At 64.3% G+C, this 14,412-nt stretch carries 15 protein-coding genes and 1 riboswitch; of the genes, 1 reads left to right on the top strand and 14 read right to left on the bottom strand.

All coding sequences use genetic code 11. From position 1 onward, the window contains the following. Positions 1-6: 6 nt before the first annotated feature. The 11 genes from APH35_RS08030 to cobO form a co-directional block, all read right to left on the bottom strand. Positions 7-411, bottom strand: a complete 405-nt coding sequence (locus APH35_RS08030; protein WP_060514521.1) for a MarR family winged helix-turn-helix transcriptional regulator — start codon at positions 409-411, stop codon at positions 7-9. Between the two features lie 69 nt (positions 412-480). Continuing rightward, a complete protein-coding gene (locus tag APH35_RS08025) occupies positions 481-1,203 on the bottom strand; it encodes an adenosylcobinamide-GDP ribazoletransferase (RefSeq protein ID WP_012270962.1) in 723 nt (240 codons plus the stop codon). 1 nt (position 1,204) lies between these two features. Beyond that, the gene (gene cobC, locus APH35_RS08020; protein WP_060514520.1) at positions 1,205-1,771 is read right to left on the bottom strand and encodes an alpha-ribazole phosphatase family protein; all 567 of its coding nucleotides are present in this window, start codon (positions 1,769-1,771) and stop codon (positions 1,205-1,207) included. After that, complete coding sequence (gene cobT, locus APH35_RS08015) at positions 1,768-2,823, bottom strand: nicotinate-nucleotide--dimethylbenzimidazole phosphoribosyltransferase (RefSeq protein ID WP_060494390.1); 1,056 nt, start codon at positions 2,821-2,823, stop codon at positions 1,768-1,770. Before cobT ends, cobC begins: the two co-directional genes overlap by 4 nt. Next, a complete protein-coding gene (gene cobU / locus APH35_RS08010; RefSeq protein ID WP_060494396.1) occupies positions 2,820-3,341 on the bottom strand; it encodes a bifunctional adenosylcobinamide kinase/adenosylcobinamide-phosphate guanylyltransferase in 522 nt (173 codons plus the stop codon). Before cobU ends, cobT begins: the two co-directional genes overlap by 4 nt. A 1-nt stretch (position 3,342) precedes the next feature. Beyond that, positions 3,343-4,797, bottom strand: a complete 1,455-nt coding sequence (locus tag APH35_RS08005; protein WP_012270958.1) for a cobyric acid synthase — start codon at positions 4,795-4,797, stop codon at positions 3,343-3,345. Continuing rightward, entirely contained in the window at positions 4,794-5,786 is a 993-nt protein-coding gene (gene cobD, locus APH35_RS08000; protein WP_060514519.1) for a threonine-phosphate decarboxylase CobD, read from the bottom strand. Before cobD ends, APH35_RS08005 begins: the two co-directional genes overlap by 4 nt. Continuing rightward, entirely contained in the window at positions 5,779-6,687 is a 909-nt protein-coding gene (gene cbiB, locus APH35_RS07995; RefSeq protein WP_012270956.1) for an adenosylcobinamide-phosphate synthase CbiB, read from the bottom strand. Before cbiB ends, cobD begins: the two co-directional genes overlap by 8 nt. Then, positions 6,684-7,334, bottom strand: coding sequence for a 5,6-dimethylbenzimidazole synthase (bluB, locus tag APH35_RS07990; protein ID WP_012270955.1), 651 nt, complete (start codon positions 7,332-7,334; stop codon positions 6,684-6,686). The genes cbiB and bluB overlap by 4 nt, the downstream gene beginning before the upstream one ends. Continuing rightward, a complete protein-coding gene (locus APH35_RS07985; protein ID WP_060494392.1) occupies positions 7,331-8,626 on the bottom strand; it encodes a cobyrinate a,c-diamide synthase in 1,296 nt (431 codons plus the stop codon). The genes bluB and APH35_RS07985 overlap by 4 nt, the downstream gene beginning before the upstream one ends. Then, positions 8,623-9,234 (bottom strand): cob(I)yrinic acid a,c-diamide adenosyltransferase, encoded by a 612-nt coding sequence (gene cobO / locus APH35_RS07980; protein ID WP_012270953.1) that lies wholly within the window; start codon positions 9,232-9,234, stop codon positions 8,623-8,625. Before cobO ends, APH35_RS07985 begins: the two co-directional genes overlap by 4 nt. Before the next feature lie 119 nt (positions 9,235-9,353). Further along, positions 9,354-9,575: riboswitch (cobalamin riboswitch) on the bottom strand. Positions 9,576-9,810: 235 nt separating this feature from the next. On the opposite strand from cobO, the gene APH35_RS07975 reads away from it, so the two are divergent. Next, complete coding sequence (locus APH35_RS07975) at positions 9,811-11,175, top strand: PQQ-dependent sugar dehydrogenase (protein WP_060514518.1); 1,365 nt, start codon at positions 9,811-9,813, stop codon at positions 11,173-11,175. An 11-nt stretch (positions 11,176-11,186) separates the two neighbouring features. Here the strand turns inward: APH35_RS07975 and APH35_RS29290 are convergent, their stop codons facing one another. The 3 genes from APH35_RS29290 to APH35_RS07965 all read right to left on the bottom strand — a co-directional run. Continuing rightward, positions 11,187-12,497, bottom strand: a complete 1,311-nt coding sequence (locus APH35_RS29290; RefSeq protein ID WP_256213730.1) for a hypothetical protein — start codon at positions 12,495-12,497, stop codon at positions 11,187-11,189. Then, positions 12,494-13,732: a dermonecrotic toxin domain-containing protein gene (locus tag APH35_RS29285; RefSeq protein ID WP_256213729.1), complete on the bottom strand. Its 1,239-nt coding sequence runs from the start codon at positions 13,730-13,732 to the stop codon at positions 12,494-12,496. Before APH35_RS29285 ends, APH35_RS29290 begins: the two co-directional genes overlap by 4 nt. A 175-nt stretch (positions 13,733-13,907) precedes the next feature. Further along, a partial coding sequence (locus APH35_RS07965; protein ID WP_256213728.1) for a C40 family peptidase occupies positions 13,908-14,412 on the bottom strand: 505 nt, incomplete at its 5' end.

Below are 14,412 nucleotides of genomic sequence, written 5' to 3'. Positions count from 1 at the left end.
ATCAATTCACGCCAGTTGGTCCAGCAAACGCACCAGTTCATCCCGCGGCCCTTCGCCCAACCGCTCCACCAGCTTGATCTGGGCTTGTTCCCAGGCCGGATACGCAGCACGCAGCAGCTGCGTACCGGCCTCGGTCAACAGCACCACACGGTTACGCTGGTCGTCGCCATCAGCCAGGGCCACCAGCCCTTCCGCCTCCAGCACCCGCAGGTTGCGGCCTAGGGTACTGCGCTCCAGGCCCATGGCCTCGGCCAAGGCGGTGATACTGGGGCGGTCGAGCCGTTGCAGGTGTCTCAGCAAGGAAAACTGCGCAACATTGACCCCGAAGCCGGAGAGGGCTTCGTCGTAATGCCGGCTCACCCCACGGGCGGCACGACGCAGATGGGTACAGATGCATTCACTGGTCAGCATGGATACGTGTATATACCCGCACCTTAGATGTTGCAAGAAATTTCATATCTGCGTAGGCCTGAAAAGGCTTCAGAGGCCCAAGGCCAACCCCAGCACCACCGCCAATTCGAGTAACTCGAGCAGCGCGCCGGCAGTATCCCCAGTGGCCCCACCCAGCCGTCGGTACATCAGATGTCGCAGCCAGGCAAACACCGCCACCGCCAGCAGCACTACCCATCCGCCCAAGAGCAGGCAGAAAAGCGCACAACACAGCAACACCCACCCGGCAGCACGCCGGGGCAGATGTTCGGCCAGCGCCTGCCCCAACCCACCGGGTCGCACATACGGCGTGCAAAGGAACAACCCCAACATTGCCGTTCGCCCGATCAACGGCGCCAGCAGCAATTGCGCCCCGACACCCTGCTCGACCAGCACCCATAAGGCGCAAAACTTCAACAACAGCACCAGCACCAGGGTGACCACGGCAATCGGCCCGCTGCGCGGGTCCTTCATGATCTGCAGGGTGCGTTCACGGTCGCCGAAGCCACCCAACCAGGCGTCTGCGCTGTCCGCCAGGCCATCCAGGTGCAAGGCGCCACTGAGCAGCACCCACGCTGTCAGCAGCAACGCCGCATGCAGCGGCGCCGGTGTACCTTGCAGCAGATGGCTGGCCAACCACAACAGCAGCCCGAACAGCAGCCCGACCAGCGGGTAGTACAGCAGCGAACGCCCCACCTCACGCGCTGCCGGCATGCCCGGCAAGCTCACCGGCAGGCTGCTGAGAAACTGCAAGGCGATCAAGAAAGGCAGCATCTCAGCGGGCCTCGACCAACTGCCCGTCAACACCCGGCACCAGGCGCATCAACGCGCCATGCCCGACTTCGACCTGCAGCAATTGTTCCCTCGGCAAACCCCGGGCACGCGCCAGCAACAACCGCATTACCCCGCCATGGGTGACCAACAGCACGCGCTTGCCGGCATGTTGAAGGTGCAAACGCTCGACAGCTGCCAGCACCCGTTCGGCAAACGCCTCGACCGGCTCGCCGTTGGGCGGTGTGAAGGCGTAAGGGTCCGCCCAGAACCGCCCAAGCGCGTCGGCCTGGTCCTCCATGATCTGCGCGGCGCTACGCCCCTCCCAATCGCCGAAATGCAGCTCTTGCAGGGCAGGCTCACGCTGCACCGGCACGTTCAACCGCGCGCCCAGCTCATCGGCGAACCGCGCACAGCGCTGCAGCGGCGAGCTGACCAAAACCTGCCACGGGCCGGCCTCGGCCACGGCACTGCGCATTTGCGCCCACCCCTTGTCGGTCAGGGCATCGTCAAGGCTGCCGCGCAGGCCGCCCTGTTCCGTTTCACCATGGCGCAGCAGGTCGAGGATCATGCCGGGCGGTCCGCCACCGCGGCCTCGGCAAAGGTCGCCATTTGCCCATGCAGCGCACAGGCCAGGCGCAGCAGCGGCACCGCCAGGGCAGCACCACTGCCCTCGCCCAGGCGCAGGCCCAGGGCCAGCAACGGCTCGGCCTGCAGCGCAGCCAGCAAGGCCTTGTGCCCAGGCTCGGCACCCTGGTGGGCGAACAGCAGCCAGGCCCGGCACTGCGGGTTAAGATGCACTGCCACCAACGCGGCGACACTGCAGATGAAACCATCCACCAGCACCGCAACACCCGCCTGCGCGCAGCCGATGTAGGCGCCAGCCAACGCCGCTATCTCGAATCCGCCAACACAGCCCAGCGCCTGCAACGGGTCTTCAGCACGCAGGCCGTGCAGGCGCAGCGCCCGCTCGATGACCTCGGCCTTGTGCCGCACGCCGGCATTGTCCAGCCCAGTGCCTGGGCCGCTCAGCTGTGCCGCCGGGCAGCTCAGCAGGACGCTGGCCAGGGCTGCGGCGGCCGTGGTGTTGCCGATGCCCATCTCGCCACCGATGAACAGCTGAGCACCCTGTTCAGCGGCGCGCAGGGCGCTGTCGCGGCCGGCCTGCAAGGCTGCTTGCAACTGGTTCTCGGTCATCGCGGGCTGGCAGGCAAAGTTGGCGGTGCCGGCGCCCAGGCGCAGATGGCGCACACCGGGCAGCTCCAACTGCGCGTCGATGGTGCCCAGGTCGACCACTTCCAGGCTGGCTTGCAGTTGCCGCGCCAGTACACTGATCGCCGCACCGCCGCCGACGAAGTTACGCAGCATCTGCCCGGTCACCGCCTGCGGGTAGGCCGAGATGCCTTCTTCGACCACCCCGTGGTCGCCGGCAAAAATGGTAATTGCGACCTGATCCAGGATCGGCCGCTCACACCCTTGCAGGCCTGCCAACTGGATAGCCAAGCCCTCCAGTTGGCCGAGTGAGCCGGCAGGTTTGGTCAGTTGCTGCTGACGGGCGCGGGCCTGGTCCATGGCGGCGTTGTCGAGGGGATGGCAGGCGTCACGCCACCAGACTTGGGTCATAGTGCAGGTCCTTTGAGCATTAAAGGCAGGCCGGCCACGGTCAGCACGACGCGCTGACAGCGTTCGGCCACGGTTTGGTGCAGCCAGCCGGCCAGGTCGACATAGCGCCGGGTCAGCTCGCCCATGGGCACGACGCCCAGGCCGGTTTCGTTACTGACCAGGACAAGGGTGCCAGGCAACTGCTCCAGGCAGGCCAGCAGGGCATCACGCTCCTCGGCCAGGCGCTGGTCGTCTTCCAGCATCAGCAGGTTGGTCAACCACAGGGTCAGGCAATCCACCAGCAGGCATCGCCCTTCGGCCGCTTCGGCGCGCAGCACCGCGGCCAAGGCCAGGGGTTCTTCGATCAACCCCCAGTCATCGGGGCGACGTTGGCGATGCAGCAACACGCGTTCGTTCATTTCACCATCCAGCGGTTGGCTGGTGGCGATGTAGGTCACTGGCAGGCCACTGGCGCTGGCCAGCTGTTCGGCCAGCCGGCTCTTGCCGGACCGGGCGCCGCCGAGGATCAGGTTGCGCATGTCAGGCCACCCCGCACAGTTGGCGCAACAGCGCGGTGTCCAGGTGCTTTTCCACCAGGTCGGCCAGGCGCTCGATGTCGCGTTCGCGCAACGCTTCGTAGTCGATCGCCTGCACATCCTCCAGCCCGGCCCAGCGCAGCAGCGCGGCACACGACTGGCTGCCTTCGAACAAACCGTGCAGGTAGGTGGCGAGGATCTGGCCATCCGCGCTGACAGCGCCATCACAGCGGCCATCGGCCAGTTGCACGGCAGGTCGCTCAAGGGCTGGACCCGAGGTGACCCCGGCATGAATTTCATAACCGGCAACCGCTGCAGCTTCAAGGTTCAGTGTGCCGGCAACGTTGCGCAGTTGCTTCTCGGCTTCAAGCACCGTGGCGTAGTCAAGCAAGCCGAGCCCCTGGCTTGAGCCGGCGGCCCCTTCCAGCCCCAGTGGGTCATGCACTTGGCGCCCGAGCATCTGCAAGCCACCGCAGATACCGATCAGCTTGCCACCATAGCGCAGGTGCCGCTCGATGGCCTTGTCCCAACCGCGCTCGCGCAGCTGTGCCAGGTCACCGCGCACACTCTTGGAGCCCGGCAGGATGATCAGGTCGGCAGCCGGAATCGGCTGGCCTGGGCCGATGAACTGCAGGTCTACCTGCGGGTGCAGGCGCAGCGGGTCGAAGTCGGTGTGGTTGCTGATGCGCGGCAGTACCGGCACGATCACCTTGAGTACACGCGCGAGCTTGGCGCCCTGGCGCACATCAATACCGTCTTCGGCTTCCAGATGCAGGTCGGTGACGTAGGGCAGTACGCCCAGTACCGGCTTGCCGGTGCGTTGCTCCAGCCAGTCCAGCCCCGGTTGCAGCAAGGCGATATCGCCACGGAAGCGGTTGATCACAAAACCTTTGACCCGCGCCTGCTCACTGGGCGACAGCAATTCCAGCGTGCCCACAAGATGGGCGAACACACCGCCACGGTTGATGTCGGCGACCAGGATCACCGGGCAGTCCACCGCTTCGGCAAAACCCATGTTGGCGATGTCGCCGGCACGCAAGTTGATCTCTGCCGGCGAGCCTGCGCCCTCGACCATGACCACCGGGTACGCGGCGCTCAGGCGCTGGTGCGATGCCAGCACTGCCTGCATGGCCGTGGCCTTGTAGTCGTGGTAGGCCACTGCATTCATGCTGGTGACTGCGCGGCCATGAATGATCACCTGGGCACCGGTATCGCTATTGGGCTTGAGCAATACAGGGTTCATGTCGGTATGGGGTGCCAGCCGGCAAGCCTGAGCTTGGACTGCTTGAGCACGGCCGATTTCACCGCCATCGGCGGTCACTGCGCTATTGAGCGCCATGTTCTGCGGCTTGAAGGGCACCACACCGACACCCTGGCGCAGCAGCCAGCGGCACAGCGCGGTCACCAGCGTGCTCTTGCCGGCATCGGAGGTGGTGCCTTGCACCATGAGAGTGGTCATGCCGTTTCCTTTTGATAAGCCGACAGGGCCTGGGCCAGGCGCTGTTCGTCCGCGGCGCAAGCCGGCAGCCCCAGGCGCACCGCCGCTGGTTGTTCGAACAGGCGCACCAGAATGCCGCGACGGGCGAGAAAGTCGTGCAGTTGTGCCGCATGCTCGCTGCGCACGTACTGGAACAGGTCGCAGCCACCGCTGGGCACCAGGCCGGCACTGCACAATATTGCCGCAAGCCGCTGGCTGACGGCAGCACAGCGCTCGGTTTGCTGGCGCTGGGCGGCTTGGTCAGCCAGGCTAGCCTGGGCCAGCACCCGGGTCGGGCCGTTGACGGTCCACGGGCCGAGCAACTCGGCCAGGCGTAGCAGCAGGCTGTGCTCAGCCACGACAAAGCCCAGGCGCACCCCGGCCAGGCCGAAGAACTTGCCGAACGAGCGCAGCACGATCAGGCCCGGCCGTTCGGCGCAATCCACCACGCTGTCTGCCGGGGTGTTGTCCATGAAGGCTTCGTCGACCAGCAGCCAGCCACCACGAGCAGCCAGGCGAGCATGCCAAGCCAGCAGGCGTTCGCGCGATACCCGGCGGCCGGTCGGGTTGTTGGGGTTGACCAACACCAGCACATCGAGGCTGTCGAGCGTCGCCTCGACCTGCGCTTCATCCAGCTCAAGCAGTTGGTGGCCCGCCCGTTGCCAGGCATACGGGTGCTCGGCATAGCACGGCGTCAGCACGCCTACCCGGCCCGCTGTGCGCAGCAGCGGCAAGGCCTGGATCGCGGCCTGCGAGCCGGCTACCGGCAGCAGCTGGCGGGTGCCGTAAAACGCGCGCGCGGCGTCTTCCAGGCCGTCCTCGGTCTCCGGCAGGCGGGCCCAGGCATCGACGGGAATCGACGGAATCGGGAACGGCCAGGGCGCAATGCCACTGGACAAGTCGAGCCACTGCTCACGGGCGATACCGTATTGCCGCACCGCGCGCAGCAGGCGACCACCGTGTTCAAGCATTGATATAAGCCCCCAGGCAGATCACCAGCAGCCACAGCCACACACCGCGCTGCACCAGGCCCCAGCCGCGTTCGATGGCGTCGGCATCGGCCATCGGCCCCTCGCCCAGGCGTGGGCGCTCATGCAGCTCGCCGTGGTACACCGCCGGGCCACCCAACTCCACGCCCAGCGCACCGGCACCGGCAGCCATCACCGGGCCGGCATTGGGGCTGTCCCACAGCGGGCCTTGCTTGCGCCAGCAGGCCAGGGCCAGGCGGGTCTTGCCCAGTAGCGCGTAGGTCAGCGCCACCAGCCTTGCGGGTACATAGTTGAGCACATCGTCGATGCGCGCCGCGCACCAGCCAAAACGTTCGAAGCGTTCATTGCGGTAGCCCCACATGGCATCCAGCGTATTGCTCAAGCGGTACAGCACCACACCCGGCGCACCCGCCACCACAAACCAGAACAACGCGGCGAACACCGCGTCGCTGCCGTTCTCCAGCACTGACTCGGTGGCTGCTCGAGCTACCGCCGGCTCGTCCAGTTCGCGGGTTTCGCGGCTGACCAGGTAACCGACCCGGCGCCTCGCCTCTTCCAGGTCGCCCTGGCGCAAGGCGTTGGCCACCGGCAGTACATGCTCGCCCAGGCTGCGCAGCCCCACGGCGCAATACAGCGCCAGCACGTCCACCAGCCAGCCGATGTACGGCAGCCACGACAGCACCAGTGCCACCAACGTCAGCGGCACCACCGCCAGAAACCAAGCACTTACGCCGTGGCTGCGCCAGCCACGTCCGCCGGCATTCAGGCGACGCTCAAGGTTACTGGCCATATTGCCGAAGGCCACCAAAGGGTGGCGCCGCTGCGGTTCGCCCAGCAAGGCGTCCAGGGCAACCCCAGCCACGGTCAGCAAGGCCACGCTCATTGACGCTCTCCCCATTGGTTTTCGTAAAGCATTTCACTCAAGGGCCGCTCTTGGGCCCAGTTTTCCTGCACCAGCATGGGCACCGGGTAGAACTCGGTGACCGGCCCCAGGCACAACACCGCAACGGGCTTGGCCCCGGCCGGCATGCCCAGCAACGCTGCCAGCGCAAGCGGGTCGAACAGCGACACCCAGCCCATCCCCAGTCCTTCGCCACGCGCAGCCAGCCATAGGTTCTGGATGGCACAGGCCAGCGAGGCCAGGTCCATTTCCGGCAGGGTACGGCGGCCGAAAATGTGCGGCTCGCGGTTGTCCATCAAGGCTGCCACCAGCAGCTCGGCACAGTCGTTGATGCCTTCTACCTTCAGTTTCATGAAGTCATCGGCTCGCTCGCCCAATGCCTCAGCCGTGCGTACACGCTCCGCTTCTACCAAGGCCTGGATGCGGCTGCGCAGGTCTCGCTGGGTAATCCGGATGAAGCGCCACGGCTGCATGAGCCCGACACTGGGCGCCTGGTGCGCGGCGGCAAGCAAGCGGGCAAGCAGCTCCGGCGCCACCTGGCCACCGGCAAAATGGCGCATGTCGCGGCGCTCACCGATGGCCCGGTAGATCGCGGCGCGTTCAGCGTCGCTGTAAGCGTGTTCGCTCATGGTCGCAACAGCGCCGCCGCCGCATCGGGGTTGGACGGGAAGTAGAAGTGCACGTAGGAAGCGGTCAACCGACCCAGGCGATACACCGCTTCGTTGCCCCGCCCGCCGTTGGGGCTCAGGCCACGAGCGATCGGTTCCAGCGCAGTGCTGGTCAGCGAGTGGTGATAGGTGTGCCCGCGCAAGGTACCCTCCGGCAGTTCCACCGCCTGCAGCGCCAGGGCCGCCAGGCGCTTCTGCATGCTCGCCTCACCCGGCAGCAGCCCCAGCAACTCGGCACGTTCGCCTGCCACGTCAGTCAGGGCATCGAGCAGGTACAGCATGCCACCGCACTCGGCCAGCAACGGCTTGCCCTGCGCATGATGGGCGCGAATCGCTGCGCACATCGGTGCGTTTGCGGCCAATGCGTGGTGATGCAGTTCGGGGTAGCCGCCCGGCAGGTACAGGCTGTCTACCGGTGGCAGCTCGCGGTCGTGCAGCGGCGAGAAAAACGCCAGCTGAGCGCCAAGGTTGCGCAGCAGGTCGAGGTTGGCGCCATAGGTGAAGGCAAACGCCTCGTCCCGCGCCACGCCAATGCGTACACCTGCCAACGAGGTAGAGCAGGCCTGCGGTTCGGGCTCGGCAAAGGTTACCGGCGGCGGCAAAGCCGCGTCGCAACTGGCGCCCAGCGCCTCGGCAGCAGCATCCAGGCGGGCCTCCAGATCATTCAGCTCGCTGGCCTGCACCAGCCCCAGGTGGCGGCTAGGCAGCTCAATGCCACGCTCGCGGGACAAGCCGCCATACCAGCGCAACCCTTGGGTCAGGCTGCCTTCCAGCAGTTGCGCATGGCGCAGGCTGCCCACCCGGTTGGCCAGCACGCCGGCGAACGGCAGGTCGGCCTGATAGCGCGCCAGGCCCAGAGCCAGGGCGCCGAATGTCTGAGCCATGGCCGTGCCGTCGATCACCGCCAGCACCGGTACGCCGAAATGGCGGGCCAGGTCGGCGCTGGACGGGGTGCCGTCGAACAGCCCCATCACCCCTTCGATCAGGATCAGGTCGGCCTCGCCGGCAGCGTCCCACAACAGGCGACGGCTTTCATCTGCACCGATCATCCACAGGTCCAGCTGGTACACCGGCGCGCCACTGGCCCGCTCGAGAATCATCGGGTCCAGAAAATCGGGCCCGCACTTGAACACCCGCACCTTACGCCCGAGGTTACGGTGCAAGCGTGCCAGAGCAGCAGTGACAGTGGTCTTGCCCTGGCCAGAGGCTGGTGCCGCGATCAGCACGGCGGGGCAGTGGCGCGATCGACTCACAGCTCGACGCCCTTCTGTGCGCGGATACCGGCCTGGAAAGCGTGCTTGAGCATGCCCATCTCGGTCACGGTGTCGGCCAGTTCGATCATTTCATCCTTGGCCGCACGGCCAGTGACGATCACATGCTGCATCGGCGGGCGGGCCTGAATGTCGGACAGCACCTGGTCCAGGTCGAGATAGCCATGCTTGAGGGCGATGTTGAGCTCATCCAGTACCACGAACTGCACACTTGGGTCTTGCAGCAACTGGCGCGACACCGCCCAGGCGGCTTCAGCGGCAGCAATGTCGCGCTGGCGGTCCTGGGTTTCCCAGGTAAAGCCTTCGCCCATGACGTGGTAGCGCACTTGCTCGGGGAAGCGGCGGAAGAACAGTTCTTCGCCGGTGCTGTTGCGGCCTTTGATGAACTGCACCACACCGCACTGCATGCCATGGCCCAGGGCGCGTGCGAGCATGCCGAAGGCCGAGCTGCTCTTGCCTTTGCCGTTGCCGGTCAGCACCAGCAGCAGGCCGCATTCGTTGGGGGAATTGGCGATGCGTTCGTCGATGACCGCCTTCTTGCGCTGCATGCGCGCCAGGTGGCGTTCGTCGCGTTCGGTGGATTCGCTCATGGGGTTCTCCGCTGGCTGGCACCACGGCAACGCGCGGCGGCAGGTAATAGGCAGGCAAACGGAGAACGCGCAGGGGCCATGGCAGGGCGCCACGGTGCACCGCGCATCACCCTCCGTGATGCCGTTGGCAGTAACAGGCCGGTCTCCGGGCTTGTGAGTGGGCGTTAGGCCCTGGCCTGCGCGCCTTCCCGGATGCTGGCATCCAGTGGCCTTGCGCGGCCTTCTGCTCACTTACCGTTGCGGGGGCAGCGCCGGATTCGCGCCATGCAGGCGCCCACCGGCTTCCCAGTTTCACCCTGCCCAGTCGAAGCTGGCAGGGCACCTGAAACACGCGCGAAGGTTAGAGGGTTGCACCGGGAGCGTCAATCGAAGCGGGTGTTGCAGCTATTTATGCTCTTGATCTTTATCTTGATCTTCGCGACTTCAGGAGGCCGAACGCTGAAGTCGCAATCTGCGTCGCCTGGACTATCGCGCGCTTTGAAGCAAAAGCCGAAGCAAGAGCAAGACCAAGGGACGGAACCCTGCGCGCCCTCGCGCCCTCTCAATCCCATAGGCCTGCTTCAGAGGACGCTGCCCATGAACCGCCTGTTGCCTTGGTTAGTCGCCGCCAGCCTGGCAGGCTGCGGCGAAACGGCCCTGTTGAACGTAAGCGAGGGCAGCGGGCCAACACCCGAGTTGCCTGCCCCCGTCACGACATTGATCCCCACCGTGAACATCGCCCCCGCAGTCGGCTGGCCAAAGGGCGGCAAGCCCACCGCAGCACCAGGCACTCAGGTCACCGCTTTCGCCAGCGGCCTCGACCACCCACGCTGGCTCTACTTGCTGCCCAACGGCGATGTGCTGGTAGCCGAAACCAACGCGCCCCCAAAGCCCGAAGATGGCAAGGGTATTCGCGGCTGGGCCATGGGCAAGGCGATGAAGCGCGCCGGTGCGACCGCCCCCAGCGCCAACCGCATCACCCTGCTGCGCGATGCAGACCATGATGGTGTGGCAGAAATCCGCACCCCGTTCATCGAGGGGCTCAACTCCCCCTTCGGCATGACGCTGGTAGGCAAGAATCTATATGTTGCCGACACCGACAGGCTGCTGCGCTTTCACTATGAACCAGGCGCCATGCAGATCACCGAAAAGGGTCACCTGGTTACCGAGTTGCCCGGCGGGCCGCTGAACCATCACTGGACCAAGAACGTAATCGCTAGCCCCAACGGCCAAAAGCTTTATGTGACGGTTGGCTCGAACAGCAATGTGGGTGAAAACGGCCTGGACAAAGAACAGTCGCGTGCCGCGATCTGGGAAGTGGACCCGGCAAGCGGCAATCATCGGCTGTTCGCCACCGGCCTGCGCAACCCCAACGGAATGGCCTGGGAGCCTCGCAGCGGCGCCTTGTGGACGGCGGTCAACGAACGGGACGAAATCGGCAGCGATCTGGTGCCGGACTACATCACATCCGTCAAAGAAGGTGGTTTCTATGGCTGGCCCTACAGCTACTACGGGCAACACGTAGACGAGCGAGTGCAGCCACAGGCCCCGCAGAAGGTAGCCCAGGCACTGACACCGGATTATGCCGTCGGCCCGCACACCGCATCGCTAGGGCTGGCATTCATAGAGCCTGGCGTACTGCCAGCACCCTTTGAACAAGGCGCACTGATAGGCCAGCATGGTTCGTGGAACCGCAAACCACACAGTGGCTACAAGGTGATATTCGTGCCATTCGACCACTCAGGCAAACCTGCAGGCCCCCCCATCGACCTGCTGACCGGGTTTCTGGATAGAGAGGACAATGCGATGGGGCGACCGGTGGGCGTGATCAATGATGGCCGCAGTGGTGTACTGGTGGCCGACGATGTCGGCAATGTAGTCTGGCGAGTAAGCATGACCGCCAGGGCCCGATTGAACCAGGGCACTGCTGCTCAAACCAGGCCAAACAGCAGTCCCGAATGACAAACCCGATATCAGGCCGGGAAAAAACGTTGCGCCAGCGCAGGCGTACGGAACTGCGCCCGATAAGCGGCCACATCGAACAGTAGCCCCGTACGCAAGTCATACACCGGGCCGGAAACAGGCTTTCCGGTTTGGGCCAACGTCACCTTGATAAAGCGATAATGCTCACCATACACCTGCTCCAGGCCCTCGATGCGCAAGTAGTTACCCGGCAACATCAGTGATTCACCCTCCTGCCAGAAGATGGAAAACGCGCTGATCGGTGTTGCCCCCCTATATCGCCCAGCCACCAGCTCGAACACCACCGAACTGTCGTCGAACAGCCCAGGCAAACTGCCCGGCGCCCCGGCGAAGGGCAAGCAGGCGAACTCGGTAACCTTGTACGGGTTTTCGGTGAACGAAGTCAGGTCGGTATTGACCAGCACATCACCCACCCGCAAATGGCCGTTTCGATAGAACTCGCCACCGGTACCACGCGAGCGGTGCCCACCGCGATACAAGGTAACCTCGTTGCTCTTGGGTAGCCGCCCCAGGCTATCGGCCAGATCATTGATATAACTGTCTTCATCGCCGTACTGGTACCGTCCGGTGCGCATGACATCGTTCACGGTGGACTCGTTGCTGGTGTACCACTCGACCAGCGAATTGAAGTACTCATGGCCGTAGCGGTAGGAATAGCGAGGCAAGCCATCAACCTTGACGCAATCCAGCCCACGCTCGTCCAGGTCTGGTGCCCGCCCATTAGGCAGCTCGGCGACAGGCCACTTCTCCAGCAATGCTTTCTGGCGCTGTAGAGACTGCTCGGCCAGCCGCGTGCTCGACGCGTCATCAATGGCTGTGTAGGTATCCCAGAACGGCGAGGGAACACTTGGCATGCCTTCCACCGCCGGAGGGCTGCCGCCCAGCAACCGAGGAGGCCCCAGCAGCTCCCACTCACCCGCCGCGTTCAAGCGCACGGGCCTAAGCGGGACGAAGGCATAGGGATTGTTTACGGGCACCACTAACCAGACGGCCAGTTCATGACTGTATCGCACCCGGTAAGTGAGACCATTCAATGTAATCCAGCACTTGCCATCGTCAGTCATGCGAACACCACGCAGGCGTCCACTCGCGCCCAACTCACCACTCACCAGCGCGTTGGTCTCCTCGCCCTCCACTAAGCGTGTGGCACTGCTATCGGCCTGCCAGACCTCTAGCTCGACACCAACTTCATGGGGTGGTGCCTGGCGCAAAACACTCCCCAGACTTGGCTGTGTCGTTACATCCAACAAGTTGAAACTTGCGAACACGCTGTCGAGCACTGCAGAACGCAGTGCACTCATGCGCGATTGCGCGTCTGTCGCGTTAAGGGCTTCATCAATATCCAGGGCGACCTTCGCCACACCCCCCCGAGCAACATCAGGGATATCGGCCACCCCAAAGGAACGAAGCCGCCGAAGACGCCGATGAATGCTGACAGATAACCGCTGAGCATTGCCTTGCGCAAACTTGTGTTATCACGCATCAGTTGCGCATTACGGCGCATCTCGTCGAGCGCCTGCTCTATGATGCAGGTGAAGAAGTTACCATTGAGCGGACGCTCGAACAGCTTGAGCGCGATCAACGCCGCCTCATCCGAACGGCTGTCAGCGATGCCTTTTAGGTGCACCTTGATCAACTGCTGCCTGGCGGCATCGTGCCGGTTGCCATGCCCTTGCGCGATAAAGCTGTCCAATGCCTGCGGCGTTTGCCATCGCGTCACAAGCCAGCGGACCATTTCCAGCTCGGAATCGAATGCCCTGAGCGCCTCAGCGTGCCAAGGCAAGTACGCCAATACCCTTCCACCCTGTGCGTGGAAGGTGAACAGGCAGCCCCTGTCTCCCTCGCCAAACACGTAGCGAACGACCGTGAGCGGAGGCTCGTCATTGTCCTGACGCAACTTCTGCAGGGTGGGCAGCTCTACGCCCGAAAGCGTCTCGCTTACCATGGCGCACAGATGTCGCCAGTCCGACTGCGAGATCCGCTGGCAAGTCAGCGCAAGCCTTCCTTCACCCAGCAGGTTGACTTTGGCCAGTACTCGAAAACTCTTCTCGTGAGCCGCCCAAAAACGCTCGACCTCTCCGCGGTAGAGTGATGCGAAATCCAGTGCCCACAGGTCCTGCTGCACCGCGCTACCCAGCATGCGGACTTCATTACGCTCGTCGTAAAAAGCCGCGTGAGGCCCCTGCCAATAGAAGCCGCCGCGCAGGTCCAGCTCATCTACAGCATCCTGAAAGTAGTCATCGAACCGCTCTACTACCAGCTCGGTAAGCACCAGCGACTTCTGTGGCGGCCCTCTGTGCTGCCACCCCGTGAAACTGCGGCTGCTGGAACTCTCGGTATTGAACTGGTGCCACCAGACGAACCGCGGATCCACACGTTTGCCAGTGTGTTTGAACACAATCTGCTCTGCGTGCCTGCTCGCTAGCAGGTAGGGATCAGGGTAAGCGTGCAGCACTTCATCGACCAGCCGGATCAAGGGGATCACGGCATCAGCCAATTCAAGGCTATGACGGGTTTGTTCTTCGATCTTGCTCATGGCCCACTCCAGATGACACCCAAAGAAGGCATCATCGTCTTGCCATGGCATGAATCAGCGGTAGGTGTGCACTGCCACGAAGCGTGACGCGGTGGCCAGACCTGCAAGGCTGGACAAAACCTGCGCTGCAGGAACCGCGCTCAGCGGCTCCTGCAACGCCACACCCCAAGCGCTGTCAGGGGTTCTGTGCGAGGTGCCCTTGCGGGATCACACGCTTGGCCTGCAGGTAGGCTTTGGCCCAGTAGCTGTTGGACAGGTAGTCCAGGCGCACGGTACCGCCGGTGGAAGGGGCATGCACGAAGCGCCCTTCCCCAACATATATGCCGGCATGGCTGACCTGCGAGCCACCACTGGTGGCGAAGAACACCAGATCACCGGACTGCAGCGACTTGGCGTCAACCGTCGGCGCGCGCATGACGATCATTTCTCGCGTGGAACGCGGCAGGCTGATGCCGGCAGCATCACGGTACACATATTTGATCAGGCCGCTGCAGTCGAAACCGGAATCCGGTGTATTGCCACCCCAACGATAAGGCGTACCCACCAGCCCAATGGCGCGAATCAACACGTCATCGGCAATCGGCGAAGGGTTGGGTTGGCTGTAGGTGACCTGCGGCTGTACCACAGGGGCCGGCGCAGGCGCACGGCTGGAGCAGGCAGCGAGTAATGCCGCCAGGGAG

The sequence above is a fragment of the Pseudomonas sp. NBRC 111132 genome (genome assembly GCF_001320565.1).
Classification (GTDB): domain Bacteria; phylum Pseudomonadota; class Gammaproteobacteria; order Pseudomonadales; family Pseudomonadaceae; genus Aquipseudomonas; species Aquipseudomonas putida_P.
The sequence above is the reverse complement of the archived record's forward strand: the minus strand, read 5'-3'. Positions and strand labels throughout refer to the sequence as shown.

Excerpts from the sequence above, each read along its gene's own strand:
- APH35_RS08030 (WP_060514521.1), bottom strand. The coding sequence starts at position 411 with ATGCTGACCAGTGAATGCATCTGTACCCATCTGCGTCGTGCCGCCCGT.
- APH35_RS08025 (WP_012270962.1), bottom strand. The coding sequence starts at position 1,203 with ATGCTGCCTTTCTTGATCGCCTTGCAGTTTCTCAGCAGCCTGCCGGTG.
- cobC (WP_060514520.1), bottom strand. The coding sequence starts at position 1,771 with ATGATCCTCGACCTGCTGCGCCATGGTGAAACGGAACAGGGCGGCCTG.
- cobT (WP_060494390.1), bottom strand. The coding sequence starts at position 2,823 with ATGACCCAAGTCTGGTGGCGTGACGCCTGCCATCCCCTCGACAACGCC.
- cobU (WP_060494396.1), bottom strand. The coding sequence starts at position 3,341 with ATGCGCAACCTGATCCTCGGCGGCGCCCGGTCCGGCAAGAGCCGGCTG.
- APH35_RS08005 (WP_012270958.1), bottom strand. The coding sequence starts at position 4,797 with ATGACCACTCTCATGGTGCAAGGCACCACCTCCGATGCCGGCAAGAGC.
- cobD (WP_060514519.1), bottom strand. The coding sequence starts at position 5,786 with ATGCTTGAACACGGTGGTCGCCTGCTGCGCGCGGTGCGGCAATACGGT.
- cbiB (WP_012270956.1), bottom strand. The coding sequence starts at position 6,687 with ATGAGCGTGGCCTTGCTGACCGTGGCTGGGGTTGCCCTGGACGCCTTG.
- bluB (WP_012270955.1), bottom strand. The coding sequence starts at position 7,334 with ATGAGCGAACACGCTTACAGCGACGCTGAACGCGCCGCGATCTACCGG.
- cobO (WP_012270953.1), bottom strand. The coding sequence starts at position 9,234 with ATGAGCGAATCCACCGAACGCGACGAACGCCACCTGGCGCGCATGCAG.
- APH35_RS07975 (WP_060514518.1), top strand. The coding sequence starts at position 9,811 with ATGAACCGCCTGTTGCCTTGGTTAGTCGCCGCCAGCCTGGCAGGCTGC.
- APH35_RS29290 (WP_256213730.1), bottom strand. The coding sequence starts at position 12,497 with ATGAGTGCACTGCGTTCTGCAGTGCTCGACAGCGTGTTCGCAAGTTTC.
- APH35_RS29285 (WP_256213729.1), bottom strand. The coding sequence starts at position 13,732 with ATGAGCAAGATCGAAGAACAAACCCGTCATAGCCTTGAATTGGCTGAT.